The organism is Stenotrophomonas sp. JC08 (assembly GCF_052180205.1).
Lineage (GTDB): Bacteria > Pseudomonadota > Gammaproteobacteria > Xanthomonadales > Xanthomonadaceae > Stenotrophomonas.
Map to the genome: position 1 here is coordinate 194522 of NZ_CP197473.1, position 19846 is coordinate 214367.

The window sequence follows — 19846 nt, forward strand, 5'->3', positions numbered from 1 at the left end:
CACCCCCACCGCCCAGCACCTGTGTGTGCCAGTGAGAATTGCATGAGCCTGAATCCGTTTGACCTGTACGACGTTGCCTCCCTGCTCACCGAAGAAGAGCGTGCCATCCAGGAATCGGTGGCCCGTTTCACCAACGAGCGCGTGCTGCCGATCATCGGTGACTGCTTTGACAAGGGCAGCTTCCCCAAGGAACTGATCGCCGAAGTGGCCGGGATGGGCCTGCTCGGTGCGACCCTGCCCGAACAGTACGGCGGCTCCAACCTGGGCTATGTCAGCTACGGCCTGATCTGTCAGGAGCTGGAGCGCGGTGACTCGGGCCTGCGCAGCTTCGTCTCGGTGCAGAGCTCGCTGTGCATGTACCCCATATATGCCTACGGCAGCGAAGAGCAGCGCATGCGCTGGCTGCCGGACATGGCCGCCGGCAAGGTCATCGGCTGCTTCGGCCTGACCGAAGCTCATGGCGGTTCGGACCCGGCCAGCATGAAGACCCGCGCGGTCAAGGACGGCAACGAGTGGGTGATCAACGGTTCGAAGATGTGGATCACCAATGCACCGATGGCCGACATCGCCATCGTCTGGGCCCACACCGAAGACGGCATTCAGGGCTTTGTGATCGAGAAGGGCACCCCGGGCTTCACCGTGCAGGAAATCAAGCACAAGATGAGCCTGCGTGCCTCGGCCACCGGCGCCCTGTTCTTTGACAACGTGCGCGTGCCCGATGCCAACCGCCTGCCCAACGTGAAGGGCCTGAAGGGTCCGCTGGGCTGCCTGACCCAGGCCCGCTACGGCATCACCTGGGGGCCGATCGGCGCCGCCGTGGCCTGCCTGGAAGAAGTGCTGGCCTACACCAAGGAGCGCATCCTGTTCGGCCGCCCGGTCGCTGCCACCCAGAGTGCGCAGATCAAGATGGCCGACATGGCCCGCCGCATCACCGCCGCACAGCTGCTGTCGCTGCAGCTGGGCCGGCTGAAGGAAGCGGACAAGATGCAGCCGACCCAGGTCAGCATCGCCAAGTGGAACAACTGCCGCATGGCCATCGACATCGCCCGCGAATGCCGTGACCTGCTCGGCGGCGCCGGCATCACCACCGAGCATGCGGCCATCCGCCATGCGCTGAACCTGGAATCGGTGATTACCTATGAAGGCACCGAGACCGTGCACCAGCTGGTGGTCGGCCGCGAGCTGACCGGCATCAACGCGTTCTGACCATGCAGCGCGTGCCGGCCACGATGCAGGCTGTGTGTCTGCGCGCCATCCCGGAAGGGATGCCGCAGCTGTCGGACTTTTCGCTGCAATCGTTGCCGGTGCCGCAACCGCGAGCCGGGCAGGTGCTGGTGCGCCTGTACTGGCTCTCGCTGGACCCGTTTTTGCGGGCCCAGCTGGGTGGGCGCTACGTGGCCCCGTGCCCGCCGCTGGGCGCGATCGTGCCCGGTTATGCGGTGGGCCAGGTGGTGGACGATGACTCCGGGCGTTTTGCGGCCGGCACCTGGGTCACCGGCCTGCTGGGCTGGGCGCAGTACGCGGTGGCCGATGCCAATGCCGTGCAGGCGGTGGATGCAACACTGGCGCCGCCATCCACCGCGGTCGGTGTGCTGGGCATTCCCGGGCTCACCGCCTGGGCCGGGGTGCGCCGGATCCTGGATCCGCAGCCCGGCCAGACGATTGTCATCTCCACCGCTGCCGGTGCGGTCGGCTCGGTTGCCGGGCAGCTGTGCAAGGCCGCCGGTGCGCGGGTGGTGGGGCTGACCAGCACGGACGAAAAGTGCGCCCTGGTCACCGGCACCTATGGCTTTGATGCCTGCGTCAATTACCGCGCCCCTGATTTTGCCGATGCCCTGCGTGCGGCCTGCCCGCAGCGCATCGATGGCTATTTCGACAATGTGGGCGGCGCGGTGCTGGAAACCGTGCTCGACCAGCTGGCACTGCGCGCCCGCGTGGTGCTGTGCGGCCTGAGCGACCAGTACAACCGTGCGCAGCGCCCGCCCGGCCCGAATCTGGGCCCGGTGATCGGCGCGCGCGCGCGGCTGGAAGGGCTGGTGGTGTACGACCATCTGGCCGACTTCGGTATCTGCCGCCAGCAGCTGGCCGGGCTGATCGGCGCTGGCCAGCTGCACTACCGCGAGCACATCCATCACGGGCTGGAACAGGCCGCGGCCGGCTTCATCGGCCTGCTGCGAGGTGAAAACACCGGCAAGGCCCTCGTTGCAGTGGAACATCCGTAATGCACGCAATTACCCGTCATTTCATCGACCTCAACGGCCGCCAGGTGCATTACCGGCGCGCAGGGCAGGGCCCGGCGCTGCTGCTGATCCACCAGTCGCCGCAGAATTCGCGCATGTGGGCCGAGATGATCGCCCGCTACGCGCCGCACTTCACCGTGATCGCCCCGGACACGCCGGGCTTCGGCTATTCCGATCCGCTGCCGGCTGACGGCCCGCGTGACATGGCTGCCTTCGGCCACGCCACCTGGGAGCTGGTCCAGGCCCTGGGGCTGGAGCGGGTGGCCGTTTTCGGCATGCATACCGGCGGCCTGGTCGCCACCTGGCTGGCCTGGGCCCACCCGGAGGCCGTGAGCGCCCTGGTGGTGGACGGCTATGCCGCCTTCACCCCGGAAGAAAGCGCGCTGTACGGCGATGCCTACCTGCCGCCGTTCGTGCCACAGTGGGACGGCAGCCACCTGCGCTGGCTGTGGTGCCGGATCCGCGAACAGAAATATTTCTTCCCGTGGTACGACGGCCGCGCCGCCGCGGCCATGGCGATCCCGCCGGCCACGGTGCAGGCCACCCATGACGCGGTGATGGACGTGCTGGACGTGGGCGACCACTACCGCACCGGCTATGCCGCTGCCTTTGCCCACAATGACCACCATTGGGTGCGCGAACTGCGCGTGCCCAGCCTGATCGTGTTCCGCCACGGCGACCCGCTGCTGGCCCACATGCCGCGCCTGACCGACCTGCCGGCCAATGTGGCCGTGGTCGAGGAGCCGGGCAGCATCCCGGCCATGCTGCAGCGCTTGGATACCTGGCTGCCGGCTACCCTGGCCGCCGAGCCGATGGCCCCGGCCATCGTCCAATCGCCCCGTGCCGACCATTGGCAGCGTGTGTTGGTGGGCTCTGTTGCCGGCGAGGTGGCCGGCTGGCTGCGCCGCGGGCAAGGGCCGCTGTCGGTCTGGCTGCACGCGCCGGGCAGCGCCCCGTTCACTCCGGCCGATGTGGCCGCCGAGGGCCCGCTGCTGCTGGTGGACTTGCCCGGCCATGGTGCCTCCAGCGAGACCGATGCCACCCTGGATGTGGCCACCCTGGTGGCCGGCATTGCGACCCTGATCGATGCCTGTGCGCCGGAGGCAACGCTGCAGCTGAGCCTGCACGGAGCCGCGGCCGCCTATCTGCCGGGCCTGGCCGCGCATTACGGCCAGCGCCTGGGCAAGGCCCATCTGGATACCCCGTGGCTGCTCACTGCCGACGAGCAGGCCTGCCTGCTGGCCAACCTGCCGGTGACCACGGTGGACCGCGCCGGTGGCCATCTGGGCGATGCCTGGCACTGGGAGCGCGAGCGCCACCTGATCTGGCCGTGGATGGCATCCTGCGCCGCTGCGCGCCGCCTGGTCGATGCGCCGGCCCCGGCCCGGGTGCATGCCAATGTGGTCGAACTGCTGCGCCTGGGTCCGCGCCTGGCCCCGCTGCTGGCCGCGGCCACCCCGGCCGACCTTCCCGCACAACTGCGCCAGCTGCGCGTGCCGCTGAGCGTCTCGGCCGAACCGGCCAATGATTACCAGGGGCGCGCTGCCGCCCTGCTGTCGTAACCCCCAAGGACGTACCCCCATGAATGCTGCTGTCGATTCCGCCCCGGCCGTGCTGGCCCAGCTGCAGGCCCGTCTGGGTGCTGCGGTGATCACCGATCCGGCCGAACTGGCCTATTTCGGTACCGATGTGTATTCCGCCGGCCAGCCGCTGCTGGCGGTGCTGCGCCCGTCCAGCGCGGCCGAACTGGCCGATGCGGTACGTGAGCTCACCGCGGCCGGCATCGCGGTGATCCCGCGTGGCGGCGGCATGAGCTACACCGGCGGCTACATCGCCGCGCAAAGCCCGAGCGTGCTGGTCGATACCGGTGGCTTGAACAAGATCGTGGAGATCAACGTCGAGGACGCCTACGTCATCGTCGAAGCCGGCGTGACCTGGCGTGACCTGAAGACCGCCCTGGACGCCAAGGGCGTGCGTACCCCGTATTTCGGCCCGATGTCCGGCTCGCACGCAACCGTCGGCGGCGGCATGTCGCAGGGCGCCATCTTCAACGGCTCGGCCCGTTACGGCTGCTCTGCCGATGCGGTGCTCGGCCTGCAGGTGGTCACCGCCAACGGTGACATCCTCACCACCGGCTCGGCAGCAGCGGCCAACACCAGCCCGTTCTTCCGCTGGTACGGCCCGGACCTGACCGGCGTGTTCCTCGGTGACTGCGGCCTGCTCGGCATCAAGACCCGCGTGGTGCTCAAGCTGATCCCGCTGCACAGCCACATGGACTACCTGTCCTGGCAGTTCACCACCGCACAGGGCCTGTTTGGCGCCCTGGGCGTGCTGGCCCGTCACGGCCTGGCCAGCGAGACGGCGGCCTTTGACCCGTCGCTGACCGCCATCCGCATGCGCCGCGCCAGCCTGGCCAGCGACGTGAAGTCGCTGACCAATGTGATCAAGAAGGGCGGCCTGATCTCCGGCCTGAAGCTGGCGGTGAAGGGCCGTGACATCGTGGACCAGCAGCAGTTCTCGCTGCACATCACCCTGGAGGGCGACAGCGCGGCCGAAGTGGCCGATCGCGTCGCGCGCGCCAAAAAGCTGGTCGGCAACCTGGGCGAATCGGTGGAACCGTCGATTCCGAAGATGATGGCCGCCAACCCGTTTGCCGCCTGGAACTCCATGCTCGGCCCGCAGGGCGAGCGCTGGGCCCCGGTGCATGCGCTGGTGCCGCACTCCAAGGCGGTGGGCATGTTCAACGCCCTGCAGGACCTGTTCGCCCGCGAAGCGGCGACCATGGAACAGCATGGCCTGTTCATCGGCACCCTGATGTCCAGCGTGGGCGAGCAGGTGGCGGTGATCGAGCCGTGCATCTACTGGCCCGACAGCCACAATGCCTTCCATGTGCGCACCGTGGATGCCGACCACCAGCAGCGCATCGGCTGCCCGGGTGAGCATCTGCAAGCCCGCGCCGCCGCGGACACGCTCAAGCGCCAGATCGCCGATGTCATGCGCGCCCATGGTGCGGCCAACCTGCAGCTGGGCAAGTTCTACGACTACCGCGCCGGCCGCGACCCGGCCGCCCTGGCCGTGCTTGATGCGATCAAGGCCCAGCTCGACCCGAAGGGCCTGATGAACCCGGGCGTGCTGTCGCGCTGAGCAGCGCCGCGGATTTCCCGCCACGCACATGTGCAGGGCAGCCGGCCCCAGCGCCGCTGCTCCGCACTCGACTTCCACCGCCCGCGAGCCGGCCGGCACCACGGGAACACGCTGTTTTCGGGGCGATTCCGCAGCGATGGCGGCCGGCTGCCCGGCGCCATCCGCCTTGCCGCATCCCAACCCGGGCCAAACCGCGGTTGCCGCCCGGCTACCTCCGGTCGATACCATCGGCAACAATAGGCGGCCCTGATCCCCTCCGCGTGGCGCATCTCCGGAACTGTCCGAAGCGCCAGCGGCATTGCCGAGAATCCGTGAAAACACCCCCCCAGCTGCAGGTCCTGATCGACGATGGCGTCATCGATGAAGTGCTGCGTCCGCTGAAAAGCGGCAAGGAAGCGGCCGTCTACGTGGTGCGCAGTGGCGATGAGGTGCGCTGTGCCAAGGTCTACAAGGACATGGCGCAGCGCAGCTTCCAGCAGCGGGTGCAGTACCAGGAAGGCCGCAAGGTGCGCGGTTCGCGCGAGGCGCGCGCCATCGGCAAGGCCACCCGCTATGGCCGCAAGCAGCAGGAAGCGGAGTGGAAGAACACCGAGGTCGATGCGCTGTACCAGCTGCGCGAAGCCGGCGTGCGCGTGCCCGAGCCGTTCGGCTACTTCCATGGCGTGCTGGTGATGGAGCTGGTCACCGATGCCGAGGGCTTCAGCGCGGCGCGTCTGGGCGAAGTGGAACTCACGGAGGAACAGGCGCGCCAGTTCCACGCGGTGCTGGTGCAGCAGGTCAAGCTGATGCTGTGCTGCGGGCTGATCCACGGCGACCTGTCGCCGTACAACGTGCTGGTCGGCCCGGATGGCCCTATCGTGATCGATTTTCCGCAGGTGGTCAGCGCCGCAGGCAACAACGCCGCGCGCAGCATGCTGCTGCGTGACGTCAACAACCTCACCGCGTATCTGGGGCGCAGCGCGCCGGAACTGCTCGATACCTGGTATGGCGAGGAAATGTGGGAGCTGTTCCAGGCCGGCGAGCTGCTGGCCGATACCCAGCTCAGCGGCGAGTACACCCCGGACGAGCATGCGGTGGACCTGGATGGTGTGCGCGAGGCGATCAATGACGCCCGCGAGATGGCGCTGATCCGCGAACAGGGCCGGCGTGAGGCCGAGGAAGAGGATTACTGAGCGACCCGGGCCGGCATGGACCGCCCGGGTCGTGGCCTGCGGCCTACAGGCCGGTACGCGCCTTCACCGCATCCTCGTGCAGTGATTCGCTCAGCGCATCCACCACCAGCGCCCATTCGCCATCACTTTCCAGCGCCTCGCGCAGGAACTGGCGCTGGCTTTCATTCCACAGCGGCGCCTCCAGCAGCGGCACCTGTTCGGGCAACTGGTTGGTGACGATGAAGTGGGCGATCGCCTCGGCGTCGGCCGGCAGCCCGAGCTGCAGGAACAGGTTGGTCATGCGGACTTCGCGGGTATCCATGGCGGTTTTCCTCGGTGGGGGATGTCCAGCGTCACCATTGCAGCGGGAAGATGCAATCAATGCACGCTCCGCGCTGATGCGCTGGCGTGGTTCAACGGGTCCTAGCCTGTGCGGCGGCATTGCGCAATGCCTGCAGCAGCCGGGCCAGGGGCGCGCTCTGCGGTTCGCCGTCGCGGGTATGCACCATCACCGGGCGCTGCCAGGCAAAACCGGGGGCGTCGAGTTTCACCCAGTCCCCGGCCAGCAGCTCGGCATGTGCCAGGCGGCTGGGCAGCAGGGTGAGGTGGCCGCCTTCGCCGATCAGTGCACGCATGAATTCCGGCGAGCCGCTTTCCATCGTGTTGAGCGGCGGCTCCAGCCCGGCGGCGTGGAAGCGCTGCCGAAACACGGCCTCCACCGCGCCCAGCCGGCGCCCGAAGATCCAGACCTGCTGCAACAGCTGCGCCGGGCTGATCGCACGCTGACGGGCGAGCGGATGGCGCGCGCTGGCCAGCACCCGGTACTCGTCGTGCATCAGCACTTCGCTGTGGATGCGCGGATCCGGATCGCCGTCGCCGAAGGTGTGCAGCGCGACCACCGCGTCCAGTTCGCGGGCCAGCAGGCTGGGCAGCAGTTCGGGCAGGATGCCGCCGCTGACGTGCACGCCGATCTTCGGCCAGTGGCGGCGCAGCGCCAGCACCGCCGGGGCCACCAGCGAGCCGGCGGTGCTGGGGCCGGTGCCGATGCGCAGCTGGCCTTCGGCGCCGGTCTGCAATTCCTGCAGGCGGTCCTCGAAGCGGCGTACCGCATCGTGGGCGGGCCGGGCGTGTTCCAGCAGCAGGCGGCCGACGTCGGTCAGCCGCGCCTGGCGGCTGCCGCGCTCGAACAGGCGTGCGCCCAGCTGCTGTTCCAGCGCGCTGATGCCCTTGCTCAGCGCCTGCTGGGTGCGGCCGCTGGCCTCGGCGGCACGGGTGAAACTGCCGTGTTCGACCACGGACAGGAAATAGCGGAGCTGGCGGAGATCCATGACGGCATACGGTTACAATCAATAGTTGTGGACAATACGCGAATTGGTTGGCTATTGCCCTGGGCGGTGCGGATAGTCGGGGTATCGCAACTCCGGAGGGAACAGCATGGCCAGCCTCAACGCCGTCAAACAGTGGGACCAGCAATACGATCTCGTCATCGCCGGCTTCGGCCTGGCGGCGATGTGCGCCGCCATCGAGGCGCATGACCTCGACCCGGATCTGTCGATCCTGATCCTGGAAAAGGCCAACGAGGCCGAGACCGGCGGCAACAGCCGCGTGGCCGGGCAGTCGCTGCTGATCACCAAGAACGCCAAGGTGCTGGCCGAATACCAGCGCAAGATGAGCGTGGCCAACCCGATCCCGGAAGACATGCTGGTGCCGTGGTCCGAGGCGATGGAAGCGCTGGAACCGTGGATCCAGGAGCGTGCGGCCCAGGCCGGTGCGCAGTACATCCACGGCACCGGCTTCTCCGAGCGCGATGCGGTGCTGGAGTTCCCCGAGTTCGGCGCGCGCGAGGCCGTGCACTGCACCGCCACCATCCTGCCGCTGCCGTCGGGCGTGTACCTGGCCTTCCGCGAGAACATCCGCCAGCGCCCGCGCATCCAGATCGCCTATGAATCCCCGGTGCGTGACCTGGTCCAGGACCCGGACACGCTGGAAGTGTTTGGCGTGGTCGCCGAGCAGAACGGTGTGCGCGTCAACATCCGCGCCAACAAGGGCGTGGTGATGGCCACCGGTGGCTTCGAGGCCAACCTGGACATGCAGCGCAACTACTTCGGCCTGTCCAACCCGGCGCCGCTGGGCACCCCGCACAACACCGGCGACGGCATCAAGATCCTGCAGAAGGCCGGTGCCGACCTGTGGCACATGCGCAACCAGGGCCAGTCCGGTGGCATCTGGCCGGGCTTCAAGCCGGAAGGCTTCGTCAACGGCTTTTTGCGCAACTTCTTCTGGCAGAGCTTCAGCTGGATCGAGGTGGACGCCAACACCGAGCGTTTCTACAACGAAACCGCCGAGCTGCAGCTGACTCACTACAAGGAAAAGAAGCACGGCCATTGGGTCGATACCCCGCACTACCGTGCGCAGCCGGTGCACATGATCTTTGACCACAACACCTGCCAGTACAACAAGCTGGTGGTGGAAGTGATGAGCTGGAACCCGGTGGTGCGTGGCTACCAGTGGTCGGACGACAACTCGGCCGAAATCGCCAAGGGCTGGATCCAGAAGGCCGACACCATCGAGGAACTGGCGGTGCTGATCGGGCGTGACCCGGCCAAGCTGCGCGCGGAAGTGGACCGCTACAACGCTGCCTGTGCCGCCGGCAACGACGAGGCCTTCGGCCGCAATCCGCTGACCCTGCAGCCGATCGCCCAGGGCCCGTTCTACGGCGTGCGCATCGACCCGGTGATCGTCTGCACCGGCGGTGGTGCCCGTCGCAACATCAAGTCCGAGGTGCTGGACCACGCCGGCCAGCCGATCCCGCGCCTGTACGAGGCCGGCGAGATGGGCTCGATGTTCTCCGACCTGTACCAGAACGGTTCCTACCTGACCGAGGCGATGATCTCCGGCCGTGCCGCCGGCCGTGGCATCGTCGGCCTGAAGAACTGGGAGGGCTGAGCCATGAAGGTGGTGACCCCGATGACCAAGCTGGACGTGCGCATCAATGACGTCAAGGCCGAGGACGGCCTGCTGGTGATGGATGGCGTGGCCGGCATGATGCAGTGCAAGACCTCGCTGACTCCGGCCGAGTTCCGCCAGATGATGCGCCTGGCCCTGCGCCCGAGCGTGCTGGCGCTGCTGTTCAAGAAGTAAGCCCTGGCGGGCCTGGCCCTTGCCCGGCCAGGGTGCTGGCAGCCCGCCCGATGCGTCGATCCCTCCCCCGGGCGCATCGGCCTGCTGCAGCGCCATCGCCCGACCAGGCAAACAAAAAGCCGGCCCTGCAGTGCAGGGCCGGCTTTTCTGTCAGTGCGCGCAGCTTGGCGGTGCTCAGGCCTGCCCATCAGCGACAGGCCGCTGATACCGCTGGAAGCTGCACGCCGAGCGGGACATCCGGCTCAGAAACGCAGGCCGATGCTGGCACCGTAGCTCAGCGTATCCATGTCGCCCTTGGCCAGCACGGTATTGCCCACGCGCGACTGGCTGTCCCAGCGCAGGTAACGCACGTCGCCACGTACGAACCAGCGCTGGCCCAGTGCGACATCCACGCCGGCCGATGCGGCCAGGCCATTGCCATCCTCGATATCCAGGCCCCGGTAGCCGTCCGCATCTGCCTTGATCGAGCTGACCTTGGTCTGGTGCCAGCCCAGGCCGACGAACGGGGTGACGTGCTGGCCGATGCCGGGCAGCACATCATGGAAGTGATACTGCAGGCTCACCGCCAGCGGCTGGGTGCGGTAGCTGGCCACGTTGATGTCCGGGCCGTTTTCAATGTCCACCTCGACCTGGCTCCTGGCGCTGCCGGCACCCCACAGCTCGATGGCCAGGTTCTGGTTGATGTACCAGCTCAGGCCCAGGGTCGCGGCGCTGCCGTCATCACTGGCCTCCACTTCAGTGCCGCGCGGCCAGGACGGGTCCATCGCCACCGGCACCAGGTTGTCGCCGTGCTGGTTCACCGAAGCCATGCCGGCAGTGACCGCCCAGCGGCTGGGGGTATCGGCAGCGTGTGCGGCAACGGCCGGCACCAGCAGGGCAAGGGCGAGAAGGGAAACGGTTTTCATGCAGGTCTCTTCGGGTCAGGGGTAAGTCGGAAGGGGAGGGTTGGCCGCCGGAATCCGGGCGGCCGCGGATCATCAATCGTGGTCGGCGCGGTTGTGGAGCACGCGGGCGTCATGGCCGCTCAGGCGCAGCTGGCGTGGCCGGCCCTGGGCGTCATCGGCCTCGACGTCCCAGGTCGCGCCCTCACGCTCAAGCGAACGCACGTTGGCAAAGCCCTGCTTGTCCAGTTGGTCGAGCACCTGCCGTGCATCGAGCTGCGGGCGGCCATTGTTGGGGTCGAAGATCTCGCCACGGGTGGTATCCACCGCGACGCGGGTGCGACGCTGGTCCGGGCCGATGGCGTCGGCTTCCCACAGGCCATCGTCCTGTTCCGGATCATGGATCTGGCTGTAACCGGCCGCTTCCAGTTGCTGGCGCGCCAGGCCGCCATTGATGGCGGTGGCGATGGCCGGCGCCGATGCCATCACACCGGCCAGGCAAAGTGCGATCAGGGGTGCTTTCATCACCGTCTCCAGTCAGCCGGAACAGCCCGGCCGGCACAGTCTGCCGGGCAGGCTTAACGTGGCCATGAGTGGTGTTGTTAATCGCCGTTTATGATGGCGCGATATCTGTTGCTGCCCCTGCCTTTCCGGATTCCTGTCCTGTGCTTATCCCGCTGTTTACTGCGCTGCTGCTGCAGCCGGTGCTTGATCCGGTTGATGCTGCGATGACTGCCTATCAACAACAGAAGGTGCGCCAGGCGGTGCATGAAGGCCGGATCGTGCCGCTGGAACGCGTGCTGTCCGATGCGCTGCGGCGTTATCCCGGCACCCTGGTCGAGGTCGAGCTGGATGATGGCAACTACGAGATCGAGATCCTCGGCGGCAACGGCGTGATCATGGAGCTGGAGTACGAGGCAGCCAGTGGCCGCTTCCGCAAGATCGAGCAGGACGATTGATGCGCATTCTGCTGGCCGAAGATGATCGGGAGCTGGCCATGCACATCCAGGCCAGCCTGGGGCAGGCGGGGTATGTCGTGGTTCATCTGGCTGATGGGGAGCAGGCCGAATACCACGGCCAGGTGGAGGACTTTGATGCCGCCATTGTCGATCTCGGCCTGCCTGGCCTGGATGGCTTGAGCGTGCTGGAGCGCTGGCGTGCAGCCGGGCGTGACCTGCCGGTGCTGATCCTGACCGCACGGGGGCGCTGGCACGACAAGCTGGCCGGTTTCGATGCCGGTGCCGATGACTACCTGACCAAACCGTTCTCCGTTGACGAACTGCTGCTGCGCCTGCGCGCGCTGATCCGCCGCAGTGCCGGCCATGCCCATCCCCGGCTGCACTGCGGTGGGCTGAGCCTGGACATCAATGCCGCCCGCTTCACCCTGGATGGCCAGCCGCTGCTGTTGACCGCGCAGGAACACCGGATCCTTGCTTATTTCATGCACCACCCCGGGGTGGTGATCAGCCGCATGCGGCTGGCCGAGCACGTCTATGAAAGCGGTTTTGATCCCGATTCCAATGCCCTGGACGTGCTGATCGGACGGCTCAGGCGCAAACTGGGCGCAGCCAATCTGCTGCATACCGTACGTGGCCAGGGTTTCCGGCTTTCCGCACAGCCATGAAGGGCAGTTACTCGCTACGCCAGCGCCTGTTGCTGGCCGGAACCCTCGGGGTGCTGCTGGTTTCGGCGTTGGCCACCTGGCTGCTGGGCAATTCGTTTGAAAGCGCCGCCCTGGCGACGCTGGATCGCCGCCTGCAGGATGATTTTCTTGCGGTACTGGCGCATGCCGAATCCGACCCGGACGGCAACCTGCAGATGCGTCCGAGCAGCGACCAGCGCTATGCGCGGATATTTTCCGGCAGCTACTGGCAGGTGGCCACTGTCGATGGCCGGGTCCTGCACCAATCACACTCGATCTGGGACCAGAGCCTGGCCCTGCCAGTGGCGCTGGGCTCGGGGACACCGGTGGCCTATGACCTGCAGGGGCCGATGGATCAGCCCCTGCGCGGCCTGGCCCGCCAGGTGGCGCTGCCGCGCAGCAAGCAGCCGGTGATCTTTGCCGTGGCGCTGGACCGCAGCCACCTGCACAACGATGCCCGCGAGTTCCGCCAGCACGCGGCCGTGGCGCTGGGCGTGCTCACGGCGTTGTGGCTGGCGGTGCTGGCTGCCCAGGTGGGGTTTGGCCTGCGTCCGCTCAACCGGTTGCGCGACACCGCTACCCGGGTCCGGCAGGGCGAGGATGCACGCTTTGCCGTGGACGGCTTGCCGATGGAGGTGGCGCCATTGGCCAATGACCTCAATGCCCTGCTCGATCATCAGGCCCGCATGGTGGCACGTGCGCGCAGCAGTGCCGAGGACCTGGCGCATGCCCTGAAGACCCCACTGGCCGTGCTGGCTGCCGAGGCCCAGGGCAGTGGCGAGCAGTGGCGCAGCAGCGTGGCCAGCCAGGTGCAGCGCATGCGCGCCAGTGTCGAGCGTTACCTGGCCGTGGGGGTGGCGGTTGACAGCCGCCAGCGCTGCGCCGTGCAGCCGGTGGCGGCGGCACTGGCCCGGGCGATGCAGCGGATGCATGGCCCGCAGGGGCGGTATTTCGATGTGAGCGGCTGCGGTGCGGAGGTCTTCGCCGGTGCCCGCGAGGACCTGGAGGAAATGCTCGGCAACCTGATGGACAACGCCGGGCGTTGGGCCAGCCAGCGGGTGCAGGTCAGCAGCCGGGTGGTCGATGGCAGCCTGCTGCTGTGCGTCTGCGACGATGGTCCGGGCCTGCCCAGCGCGGAACTGTCACGCGTCCTGCAGCGTGGGGTGCACCTGGATCAGCGCGACAGCAGCAGTGGGCTCGGCCTGGCGATTGTCTGCGACATCGCCGAAAGCTACGGCGGCAGCCTGTGCCTGGAGAATGCCGATCCCGGGCTGCGTGCCCTGCTGCGGTTGCCGTTGCCACAGGGCTGAGCCCGGCGGCCGCCATGGCCGCCCTGGGCACATGCCGCCCCGGGTCGTGCGGGCAGCTCAGCGGTGGTTGCGCGAGAGCACCATCGAATAGGCAAAGCGCCCGGGCGGGTGCAGGCTGGTGGCAATCAGCAGCAGCTTGCCCTGGGTATCGCGGTAACGGCGCTGCACGCGCATGGCCGGCTCGCTTTTCTTGATCCCCAGCTGGCGTGCATCCTCGCTGCTGAAGGAAGTGGCATCGAACACCTGCTCCACCCGCGACAGCCTGCTCGGCTCCAGGAAGCGTGCCACCGCACGCGCGGCGGTGGCCACATCCAGCAGCTTGTCCACCGGCACCGTGCTGCGCACTGTGATCCACATCTCGGTCACCGCCAGCGGCTGCCGGCTCGGTTCCTCCAGACGCAGGGTGTACAGCCGCAGGTAGTCCTTGCCTTCGGTGATTTCCAGCTGGCGTGCGATCTCGGCGCTGGCCGGCAGGCGCTGGGCGCTGATCACCTGCAGGCGGGTGGTGTTGCCGTACTGCAGCAGCAGGTCGACGGTGTCGATCTCGTGCTCGTAGCGCATCGCCACGTTCTGCGCGATCACCCGGGTGCCGGCACCGGGGCGGCGGTCGACCAGGCCGGCGTTGATCAGCTGGGTCAGCGCGGCGCGCGCGGTATGCCGGCTGACCTGGTAACGCTCGCACAGCTCCAGTTCGGTCGGCAGCAGGGTGCCCACCGGGTATTCGCCCTTCTCGATTGCCCGTTGCAGGGCATCACCGAGTTCGGCGTAACGGGGTTTGGTTCGGCGTGAGCCAGTCATCAGTGGCAGTCCTTGTCTTGTTCAGAGTGTCCGTGAGAGTTCGTGCCAGGCGCTGCGCAGCTGCTCACGGTGCTCGGGGGCGGCAATGGCGATCAGGGCAGCAGCCCGTTGGTGTACATCCAGATGACGCAGGTCAGCCACGCCATGCTCGGTGACGATGCAGTCGGCATCGACCCGGGCAAGGCTTACCGGGCCAGTGGGCAGCATCGGCACGATGCGGCATTGTCCCTTCGGGGTGCTGGCCGGGAGCGCAATGATGCCGCGCCCGGCAGCGCTTTGGCGAGCACCGGCAATGAAATCGGGCAGGCCGCCGACCCCGCTCATTTGCCTGCCAGACAGGAACTCGCCGTTGACCTGGCCCAGCAGGTCCACCGACAGCGCGCTGTTGATCGCGGTCAGGCGCGGAATGGCGCCCAGCACCGAGTGGTCGTGGGTGTGGCCGACTTCACGGAAGCTGACCTGCGCGGCGGCGGCCGCGTACAGCGCCGGCGTCCCCAGCGCGACTCCGGCAACCACCGCGTCCGGCGCCGGCGACAGTGCGCCGGAGTCGAGCAGGCCGAGCAGGCCGTCGGAGACCATGCCGCTGTGGATGCGCAGGTTGCGGCGGTCGCGTACCGCGCGCAGCACCGCCGACTGCAGCCGGCCCAGGCCGAGCTGCAGGGTGGCGCCGTCCTCCACCAGCGTGGCCACCTGCGCGGCCACTGCGTCCATCGCCGTATCGGTGGGCGGATCGGTCACTGCAAGCAGCGGCATGTCCTGCTCGATCGCGGCAGTGATGCGGGCCAGCGGGATCGACGGCCCGCGGCTGCGCGGCATGCGCGGATTGATGTGCGCCAGGATGCGGGTGGCGCGCGGCCACACGGCAGGGGTGAAGTCGCAGGCCATGCCCAGCGAGCAGTTGCCGTCCGCATCCGGCGGCGCCACCTGTACCAGCAGCGTGTCGAAAGCCACCGCATCGCGCAGCCAGCGCCAGGTGGCGGTATAGGTCATCGGCAGGTAATCGACACGCCCGTCCAGCCACGAGGCCCGCAGGTCGCCGCTGAGGAAGATGGTGCGCTGCCGGCTCTGTGGATGCAGGCCGGCAAAATCGAAGGTGTTGACCGTGGGAATGTGCACGCCGGTGAAGCGCAGTCCGCCGCAGCGTTGCGCGCCGGCACGCAGCCACTGTTCGAACAGCAGCGAATGGCCGGCACAGCCGGGTGCGAACACCTCCGGACCTTGTGCGAGGTAGTCGAAAAACGTGTCGGCATCCAGGAGTCGGGGCATGTCGGCAATTGCGGCGTTCGGGAACGGGATCATATGATATGTCCGGACAAAGTCGGTTATGCTGTTTTCATCGCAGCCCGTCCCTGTCCCGCCCAGAAGCCGCCTGTACCGGAACCCGTCACCCCATGTCCGCACCTGCCGCCAGCCTGACCGAACAGCTTGCCCAGCGCCTGCAACAGCCGGTGGATGCCGCGTCCCGGCAGCGTGCCGCGCTGCTGCTGGTGGACTGGCTGGGCTGTGCGCTGGCGGCGCTGCGCTATCCCGTCGCGCAACAGCTGCACGGACTGGTGCAACAGCAACCGGCCGGCAGTGCGGTTGCGCTGGGGGCGGGGCGTCGCGGCGTGGCCGATGCGCTGCTGCTCAATGGCGCGCTGGGCAATGTGCTGGAAATGGACGACGTGCACCGTGGTGCGATCCTGCATCCGGGGCCGGTGGTCATTCCGGTGGCGCTGGCCGCCGCGCAGGCCGAAGGCGCCGATGCCCACGCCCTGCTCGATGCCATCGTGCGCGGCTATGAAGCCACCATCCGCATCGGCCGCGCGCTGGGAACCGGGCACTACCGCTACTGGCATCCGACCTCCACCGCGGGCGCGTTCGGTGCCGCTGCCGCCGCCGCTTCGGTGCTGCGGCTGCCCGCCGATGCGCTGGCCGATGCGCTGGGCACCGCCGGCAGCCGCACCGGCGGGTTGTGGCAGATGCGCCACGAGCCGGTGCCGACCAAATCGCTGCACAACGCCGAGGCCGCACGTAGCGGCTGGCTGGCTGCGCAGCTGGCGCTGGCCGGCGTGCGCGGGCCGCGGCGGATCCTGGAAGGCGAGCAGGGCCTGTTCGCCGCCACCGCGCCGGATGCGCTGCCGGAGCAGGTGATCGCCGCCGAGGCCGACTGGCTGATCCACAGCACCAGCCTCAAGCCGTGGCCGGCCTGCCGCCACGCGCACCCGGCCATCGACGCGCTGCTGGATGCGCTGGCGCCGCTGGATGCGGCCGCCATCGCGCAGATCCAGCGCGTGGACGTGCATACCTATGCCGAGGCGTTGCGCTTCTGCGACCGCCCGCAACCGCAGACCGAGCTGGAAGCCAAATTCAGCCTGCAGCACGCGCTGGGCTCGATCCTCGTCCACGGCCGTCCGCAGCTGGCGCACTACACCGCCGAAAGCTGCAGTGACAGCGAGGTGGGGGCGGCACGCACGCGTATCCATGTGCGCGAAGACGCTGCCTGCAGTGCACGCTTTCCCGCCCACTACGGCGCCATGGTGGTGCTGCACCTGGCCGATGGCCGCCAGCTGCAGGCCGAACGCGTCGATGCCTGGGGGGATCCGGAATGTCCGATGCGCGCAGAGGATGTGGTCGCCAAGGCGCTGGCGCTGGCGCAGTGGGGCGGCGTATCGGCCGGGCTGGCGCACCCCCTCTTCGCGCAGGTGCAGGCGCTGGCCGATGGCGGCACTCTGGACGCCTTGAATTCGATGTTGGTGCGGGTGGCCTGATGCGATTGACCGAAGCCCTGTTGCAGCACGCAAGCACGTTGCGTTTTGACGACCTCCCGCCCGAGGCGGTGGCGGCCACGCGCGTGTTCGTGATGGATTCGGCTGCGGTCGGCATCTCCGGCTCCGGGCCGCAGGTGCCGTTGACCCAGGTGGTACGCCGCAGCGCCGCCAGCTACGGCAAGGGTGCCGGTGCGCGGGTCTGGGTGACCGGCGAAGCGCTGCCGGCCGCCAGCGCGGCGATGGTCAATGGCTACCAGATCCACAGCCAGGAATTCGATTGCGTGCACATGCCGGCGGTGGTGCATCCGCTGGCGGTGATCCAGTCGGCGCTGTTCGCCGCCGCCGAACAACGGGCGAATGTCGATGGCGTTGCGGTGGACGGCAAGGCGCTGATCACCGCGCTCAACGTGGCGGTGGATGTGGCCACCCTGATCGGCATCAGCGGTCGCGCGCCGATGCGCTTCTTCCGCCCGTCGATGTGTGGTGCGCTCGGTGCCGCTGCTGGCATCGCGCATCTGCATGGGGCCGATGAGGAGCTGCTGCGCCGCGCGCTGGGCCTGACCTACAGCCACCTCTCCGGCACCATGCAGGCGCATGTCGAAGGCTCGCCGACGCTGGCCTTGCAGGTCGCGTTGAACTCCCGCGCCGCGCTGTGCTGCTGGGAGCTGGCACGCAACGGCTTCCCGGCCCCGCGCGAGATGCTGGAAGGCCCGTTCGGCTACCTGCCGCTGATCGAGGGCGAGTTCGATGTCGCGCCCTCGCTGCACAAGCTGGCCGCACGCGAGCCGCAGATGCTCAGCGTCAGCCACAAGGTGTTCCCCACCGGCGGTGCCGCGCATGCCGCGCAGGACATGCTGATGGAGCTGCGCCAGCAGCACGGGCTGACCCTGGACAACGTCGCCCGCATCGAACTGCAGGCACCGCCGCTGGTGCGCCGGCTGGTCGGCCGGGCGTATCAGCCCGACATGGAAACCAGTTACGCGCGGCTGTGCCTGCCGTTCCTGCTGGGCACCGTGTTGCGCGATGGCAAGGTCGGGCTGTCGGCCTATGCGCCGCAGCGGCTGGCCGATCCCGCGTTGGCCGCGTTCGCGCCGCAGGTCTCGCTGGTGCCCAACGACTGCGACGATCCCAATGCGCTGGTGCCGCAGTCGATGACCGTCACCCTGCGCGATGGCCGTGTGCTGCACAACCACCGTGACGCCGCCATCGGCTCGCCGCAACGGCCGCTGTCGCGTGTCCAGCAACTGGAAAAGTTCCACCACTGCCTTGATCACGCCGCGCGCCCGTTCGATGCCGCCCACCGTGATGCCCTGATCTCCCACTTCGACCATCTGCAGGACATCGACGATGTCCGCCGGCTGGTCGACCTGCTGATTGTCGAGACCCCATGACCTACGCCACCTATTTCGAGTCGTTCGATGTCAAGGAGCTGCTGGAGCAGTTCCCGCTGGACCAGGCTTTCACCGACAAGTTCAAGGCCATCAGCCGCGAGCAGCTGCGCGCCGAGCAGAACGCGATGTTCCTGCGCTGCGTGGCCCGCGCCTGGCAGATTCCGTTCTACCAGCGCCTGTGGGGCGAGGCCGGGATCACGCCGGAAGACATCCAGAGCCTGGACGACATCACCAAACTGCCGGTGTTCGGCAAGCAGGAAATCATGGCCTCGGTCGAAGCCAACCCGCCGCTGGGCGATTTCCACGGCTGGCAGGACGGCACCGAAGCCGGCAACACGCCGCTGGTGTTCCACACCACCTCCGGCACCACCGGCCGCCCGCAGCCGCTGGTGTTCTCGCCGCATTCGCGCGAAGTGCAGAGCCTGCTGCTGGCGCGCCTGTACCGCTGGCAGGGCATGGCGCCCGGTGACGTGGTGCACTCGGTCTACGGCCACGGCATGATCAACGGCGGCCACTACGTGCGCGAGGCGGTGACGCATTACACGCAGGCGCTGTTCTGCTCGGCCGGCACCGGCATCGAGATGCGCTCGGCGCAGCAGGTGCAGCTGATGAAGAACATGGGCGCCACGGTGATCGTCGGTTTCGCCGACTACATCAAGAAGCTGGCCGACGTGGCCCGCGACAACGGCCTGGTGCCGGGCAAGGACATCCCGGTGCGGATGATCTGCGGCCACCTCGGTCGCGAATCGCGCGAGTCGCTGTCGGCGGCCTGGGGCGGGGTCGAACTGTACGACTGGTACGGCGTGGGCGACACCGGCGCGATCGCCGGCCAGGGCCCGGACCAGGACGGCCTGTACCTGATGGAAGACGCGCAGTACGTCGAAATCCTCGACGTGGACAGCGGCGCGCCCGTGGCCGATGGCGGCACCGGCGACATGGTGGTCACCTGCCTGTACAAGGACGACATCTACCCGATCATCCGTTTCAACACCCATGACGTGACCCGCGTGCTGACCACGCCGTCCAAGCTGGGCATGAACCTGCGCCGCATCGAGGGCTTCCTCGGCCGCAGCGACAATATGGTCAAGATCCGCGGCATCAACGTGTTCCCGCAGGCGATGGCGCCGGTGCTGGAAGAGCACAGCGCCTTTGCCGGCGAGTTCATCTGCGTGGCCAGCCGTGACGAAGGTGGTCGCGACGATCTGGCGGTGCATGTGGAAACCCACGGCGCGCTGGATGATGCGCAGCTGGCGGCCGAGTTCGGCGCGCTGTTGCGGCAGAAGCTGGGCGTGGAGATGAGCATCGTGCTGGCCGCGCCCGGTGAGCTGGCGCCGCTGACCGGCATCGAGGTACGGCAGAAGCCGGTGCGGCTGATCGACAAACGTTTCGCCTGAGGAA

Annotated in this window: 19 protein-coding genes; 13 read left to right on the top strand and 6 right to left on the bottom strand. The window is 68.0% G+C overall.

All coding sequences use genetic code 11. From position 1 onward, the window contains the following. Positions 1-42 precede the first annotated feature (42 nt). The 5 genes from ACSBPQ_RS00800 to ACSBPQ_RS00820 all read left to right on the top strand — a co-directional run bounded on the left by ACSBPQ_RS00800 (position 43) and on the right by ACSBPQ_RS00820 (position 6556). Positions 43-1206, top strand: a complete 1164-nt coding sequence (locus tag ACSBPQ_RS00800) for an acyl-CoA dehydrogenase family protein (protein WP_442683197.1) — start codon at positions 43-45, stop codon at positions 1204-1206. A 23-nt stretch (positions 1207-1229) separates the two neighbouring features. Next, positions 1230-2222: an NADP-dependent oxidoreductase gene (locus ACSBPQ_RS00805; protein WP_442683198.1), complete on the top strand. Its 993-nt coding sequence runs from the start codon at positions 1230-1232 to the stop codon at positions 2220-2222. Then, positions 2222-3802, top strand: a complete 1581-nt coding sequence (locus ACSBPQ_RS00810) for an alpha/beta fold hydrolase (RefSeq protein ID WP_442683199.1) — start codon at positions 2222-2224, stop codon at positions 3800-3802. The genes ACSBPQ_RS00805 and ACSBPQ_RS00810 overlap by 1 nt, the downstream gene beginning before the upstream one ends. Positions 3803-3821: 19 nt before the next feature. After that, positions 3822-5384, top strand: a complete 1563-nt coding sequence (locus ACSBPQ_RS00815; protein ID WP_442683200.1) for an FAD-binding oxidoreductase — start codon at positions 3822-3824, stop codon at positions 5382-5384. Positions 5385-5695: 311 nt separating this feature from the next. Continuing rightward, the gene (locus ACSBPQ_RS00820) at positions 5696-6556 is read left to right on the top strand and encodes a PA4780 family RIO1-like protein kinase (RefSeq protein WP_442683201.1); all 861 of its coding nucleotides are present in this window, start codon (positions 5696-5698) and stop codon (positions 6554-6556) included. 43 nt (positions 6557-6599) lie between these two features. On the opposite strand, the gene ACSBPQ_RS00825 is transcribed toward ACSBPQ_RS00820, so the two are convergent. Together ACSBPQ_RS00825 and ACSBPQ_RS00830 are read right to left on the bottom strand one after the other, a co-directional pair. After that, positions 6600-6857 carry a DUF2789 domain-containing protein gene (locus tag ACSBPQ_RS00825; protein WP_442683202.1) on the bottom strand — a complete coding sequence of 86 codons (258 nt, stop codon included), beginning with the start codon at positions 6855-6857 and terminating at the stop codon, positions 6600-6602. A 91-nt stretch (positions 6858-6948) separates the two neighbouring features. After that, positions 6949-7863 carry a LysR family transcriptional regulator gene (locus ACSBPQ_RS00830; RefSeq protein ID WP_442683203.1) on the bottom strand — a complete coding sequence of 305 codons (915 nt, stop codon included), beginning with the start codon at positions 7861-7863 and terminating at the stop codon, positions 6949-6951. A 106-nt stretch (positions 7864-7969) separates the two neighbouring features. Here ACSBPQ_RS00830 and ACSBPQ_RS00835 point away from each other — a divergent pair, with 106 nt between their 5' ends. Further along, positions 7970-9481 (top strand): FAD-dependent oxidoreductase, encoded by a 1512-nt coding sequence (locus ACSBPQ_RS00835; protein WP_442683204.1) that lies wholly within the window; start codon positions 7970-7972, stop codon positions 9479-9481. A 3-nt stretch (positions 9482-9484) separates the two neighbouring features. After that, entirely contained in the window at positions 9485-9676 is a 192-nt protein-coding gene (locus tag ACSBPQ_RS00840) for a hypothetical protein (RefSeq protein WP_057664615.1), read from the top strand. Positions 9677-9918: 242 nt separating this feature from the next. Here the strand turns inward: ACSBPQ_RS00840 and ACSBPQ_RS00845 are convergent, their stop codons facing one another. Both ACSBPQ_RS00845 and ACSBPQ_RS00850 read right to left on the bottom strand, forming a co-directional pair. Continuing rightward, on the bottom strand, positions 9919-10581 hold the full coding sequence (locus ACSBPQ_RS00845) for an OmpW/AlkL family protein (RefSeq protein ID WP_442683205.1): 663 nt from the start codon (positions 10579-10581) through the stop codon (positions 9919-9921). A gap of 72 nt (positions 10582-10653) precedes the next feature. Then, positions 10654-11082: a PepSY domain-containing protein gene (locus tag ACSBPQ_RS00850; RefSeq protein WP_442683206.1), complete on the bottom strand. Its 429-nt coding sequence runs from the start codon at positions 11080-11082 to the stop codon at positions 10654-10656. Between the two features lie 140 nt (positions 11083-11222). On the opposite strand from ACSBPQ_RS00850, the gene ACSBPQ_RS00855 reads away from it, so the two are divergent. The 3 genes from ACSBPQ_RS00855 to ACSBPQ_RS00865 are packed head-to-tail and all read left to right on the top strand — an operon-like array spanning position 11223 to position 13509. Then, entirely contained in the window at positions 11223-11516 is a 294-nt protein-coding gene (locus ACSBPQ_RS00855) for a PepSY domain-containing protein (RefSeq protein WP_442683207.1), read from the top strand. After that, positions 11516-12181: a response regulator transcription factor gene (locus ACSBPQ_RS00860; protein ID WP_442683208.1), complete on the top strand. Its 666-nt coding sequence runs from the start codon at positions 11516-11518 to the stop codon at positions 12179-12181. Before ACSBPQ_RS00855 ends, ACSBPQ_RS00860 begins: the two co-directional genes overlap by 1 nt. Continuing rightward, entirely contained in the window at positions 12178-13509 is a 1332-nt protein-coding gene (locus tag ACSBPQ_RS00865) for an ATP-binding protein (protein WP_442683209.1), read from the top strand. The genes ACSBPQ_RS00860 and ACSBPQ_RS00865 overlap by 4 nt, the downstream gene beginning before the upstream one ends. A 57-nt stretch (positions 13510-13566) precedes the next feature. Here ACSBPQ_RS00865 and ACSBPQ_RS00870 read toward each other — a convergent pair whose 3' ends face one another. Then, the gene (locus tag ACSBPQ_RS00870) at positions 13567-14307 is read right to left on the bottom strand and encodes a GntR family transcriptional regulator (RefSeq protein ID WP_442683210.1); all 741 of its coding nucleotides are present in this window, start codon (positions 14305-14307) and stop codon (positions 13567-13569) included. Between the two features lie 21 nt (positions 14308-14328). Next, the gene (locus ACSBPQ_RS00875; protein WP_442683211.1) at positions 14329-15573 is read right to left on the bottom strand and encodes an acetyl-CoA hydrolase/transferase family protein; all 1245 of its coding nucleotides are present in this window, start codon (positions 15571-15573) and stop codon (positions 14329-14331) included. A 125-nt stretch (positions 15574-15698) separates the two neighbouring features. Here ACSBPQ_RS00875 and ACSBPQ_RS00880 point away from each other — a divergent pair, with 125 nt between their 5' ends. Genes ACSBPQ_RS00880 through ACSBPQ_RS00890 form a run of 3 tightly spaced genes read left to right on the top strand, consistent with a single transcriptional unit; the run spans position 15699 to position 19842 of the window. Beyond that, positions 15699-17057: an MmgE/PrpD family protein gene (locus tag ACSBPQ_RS00880; protein WP_442683212.1), complete on the top strand. Its 1359-nt coding sequence runs from the start codon at positions 15699-15701 to the stop codon at positions 17055-17057. Beyond that, positions 17057-18448, top strand: coding sequence for an MmgE/PrpD family protein (locus ACSBPQ_RS00885; RefSeq protein WP_442683213.1), 1392 nt, complete (start codon positions 17057-17059; stop codon positions 18446-18448). Before ACSBPQ_RS00880 ends, ACSBPQ_RS00885 begins: the two co-directional genes overlap by 1 nt. Then, positions 18445-19842, top strand: coding sequence for a phenylacetate--CoA ligase family protein (locus ACSBPQ_RS00890; protein WP_442683214.1), 1398 nt, complete (start codon positions 18445-18447; stop codon positions 19840-19842). Before ACSBPQ_RS00885 ends, ACSBPQ_RS00890 begins: the two co-directional genes overlap by 4 nt. Positions 19843-19846: the final 4 nt, after the last annotated feature.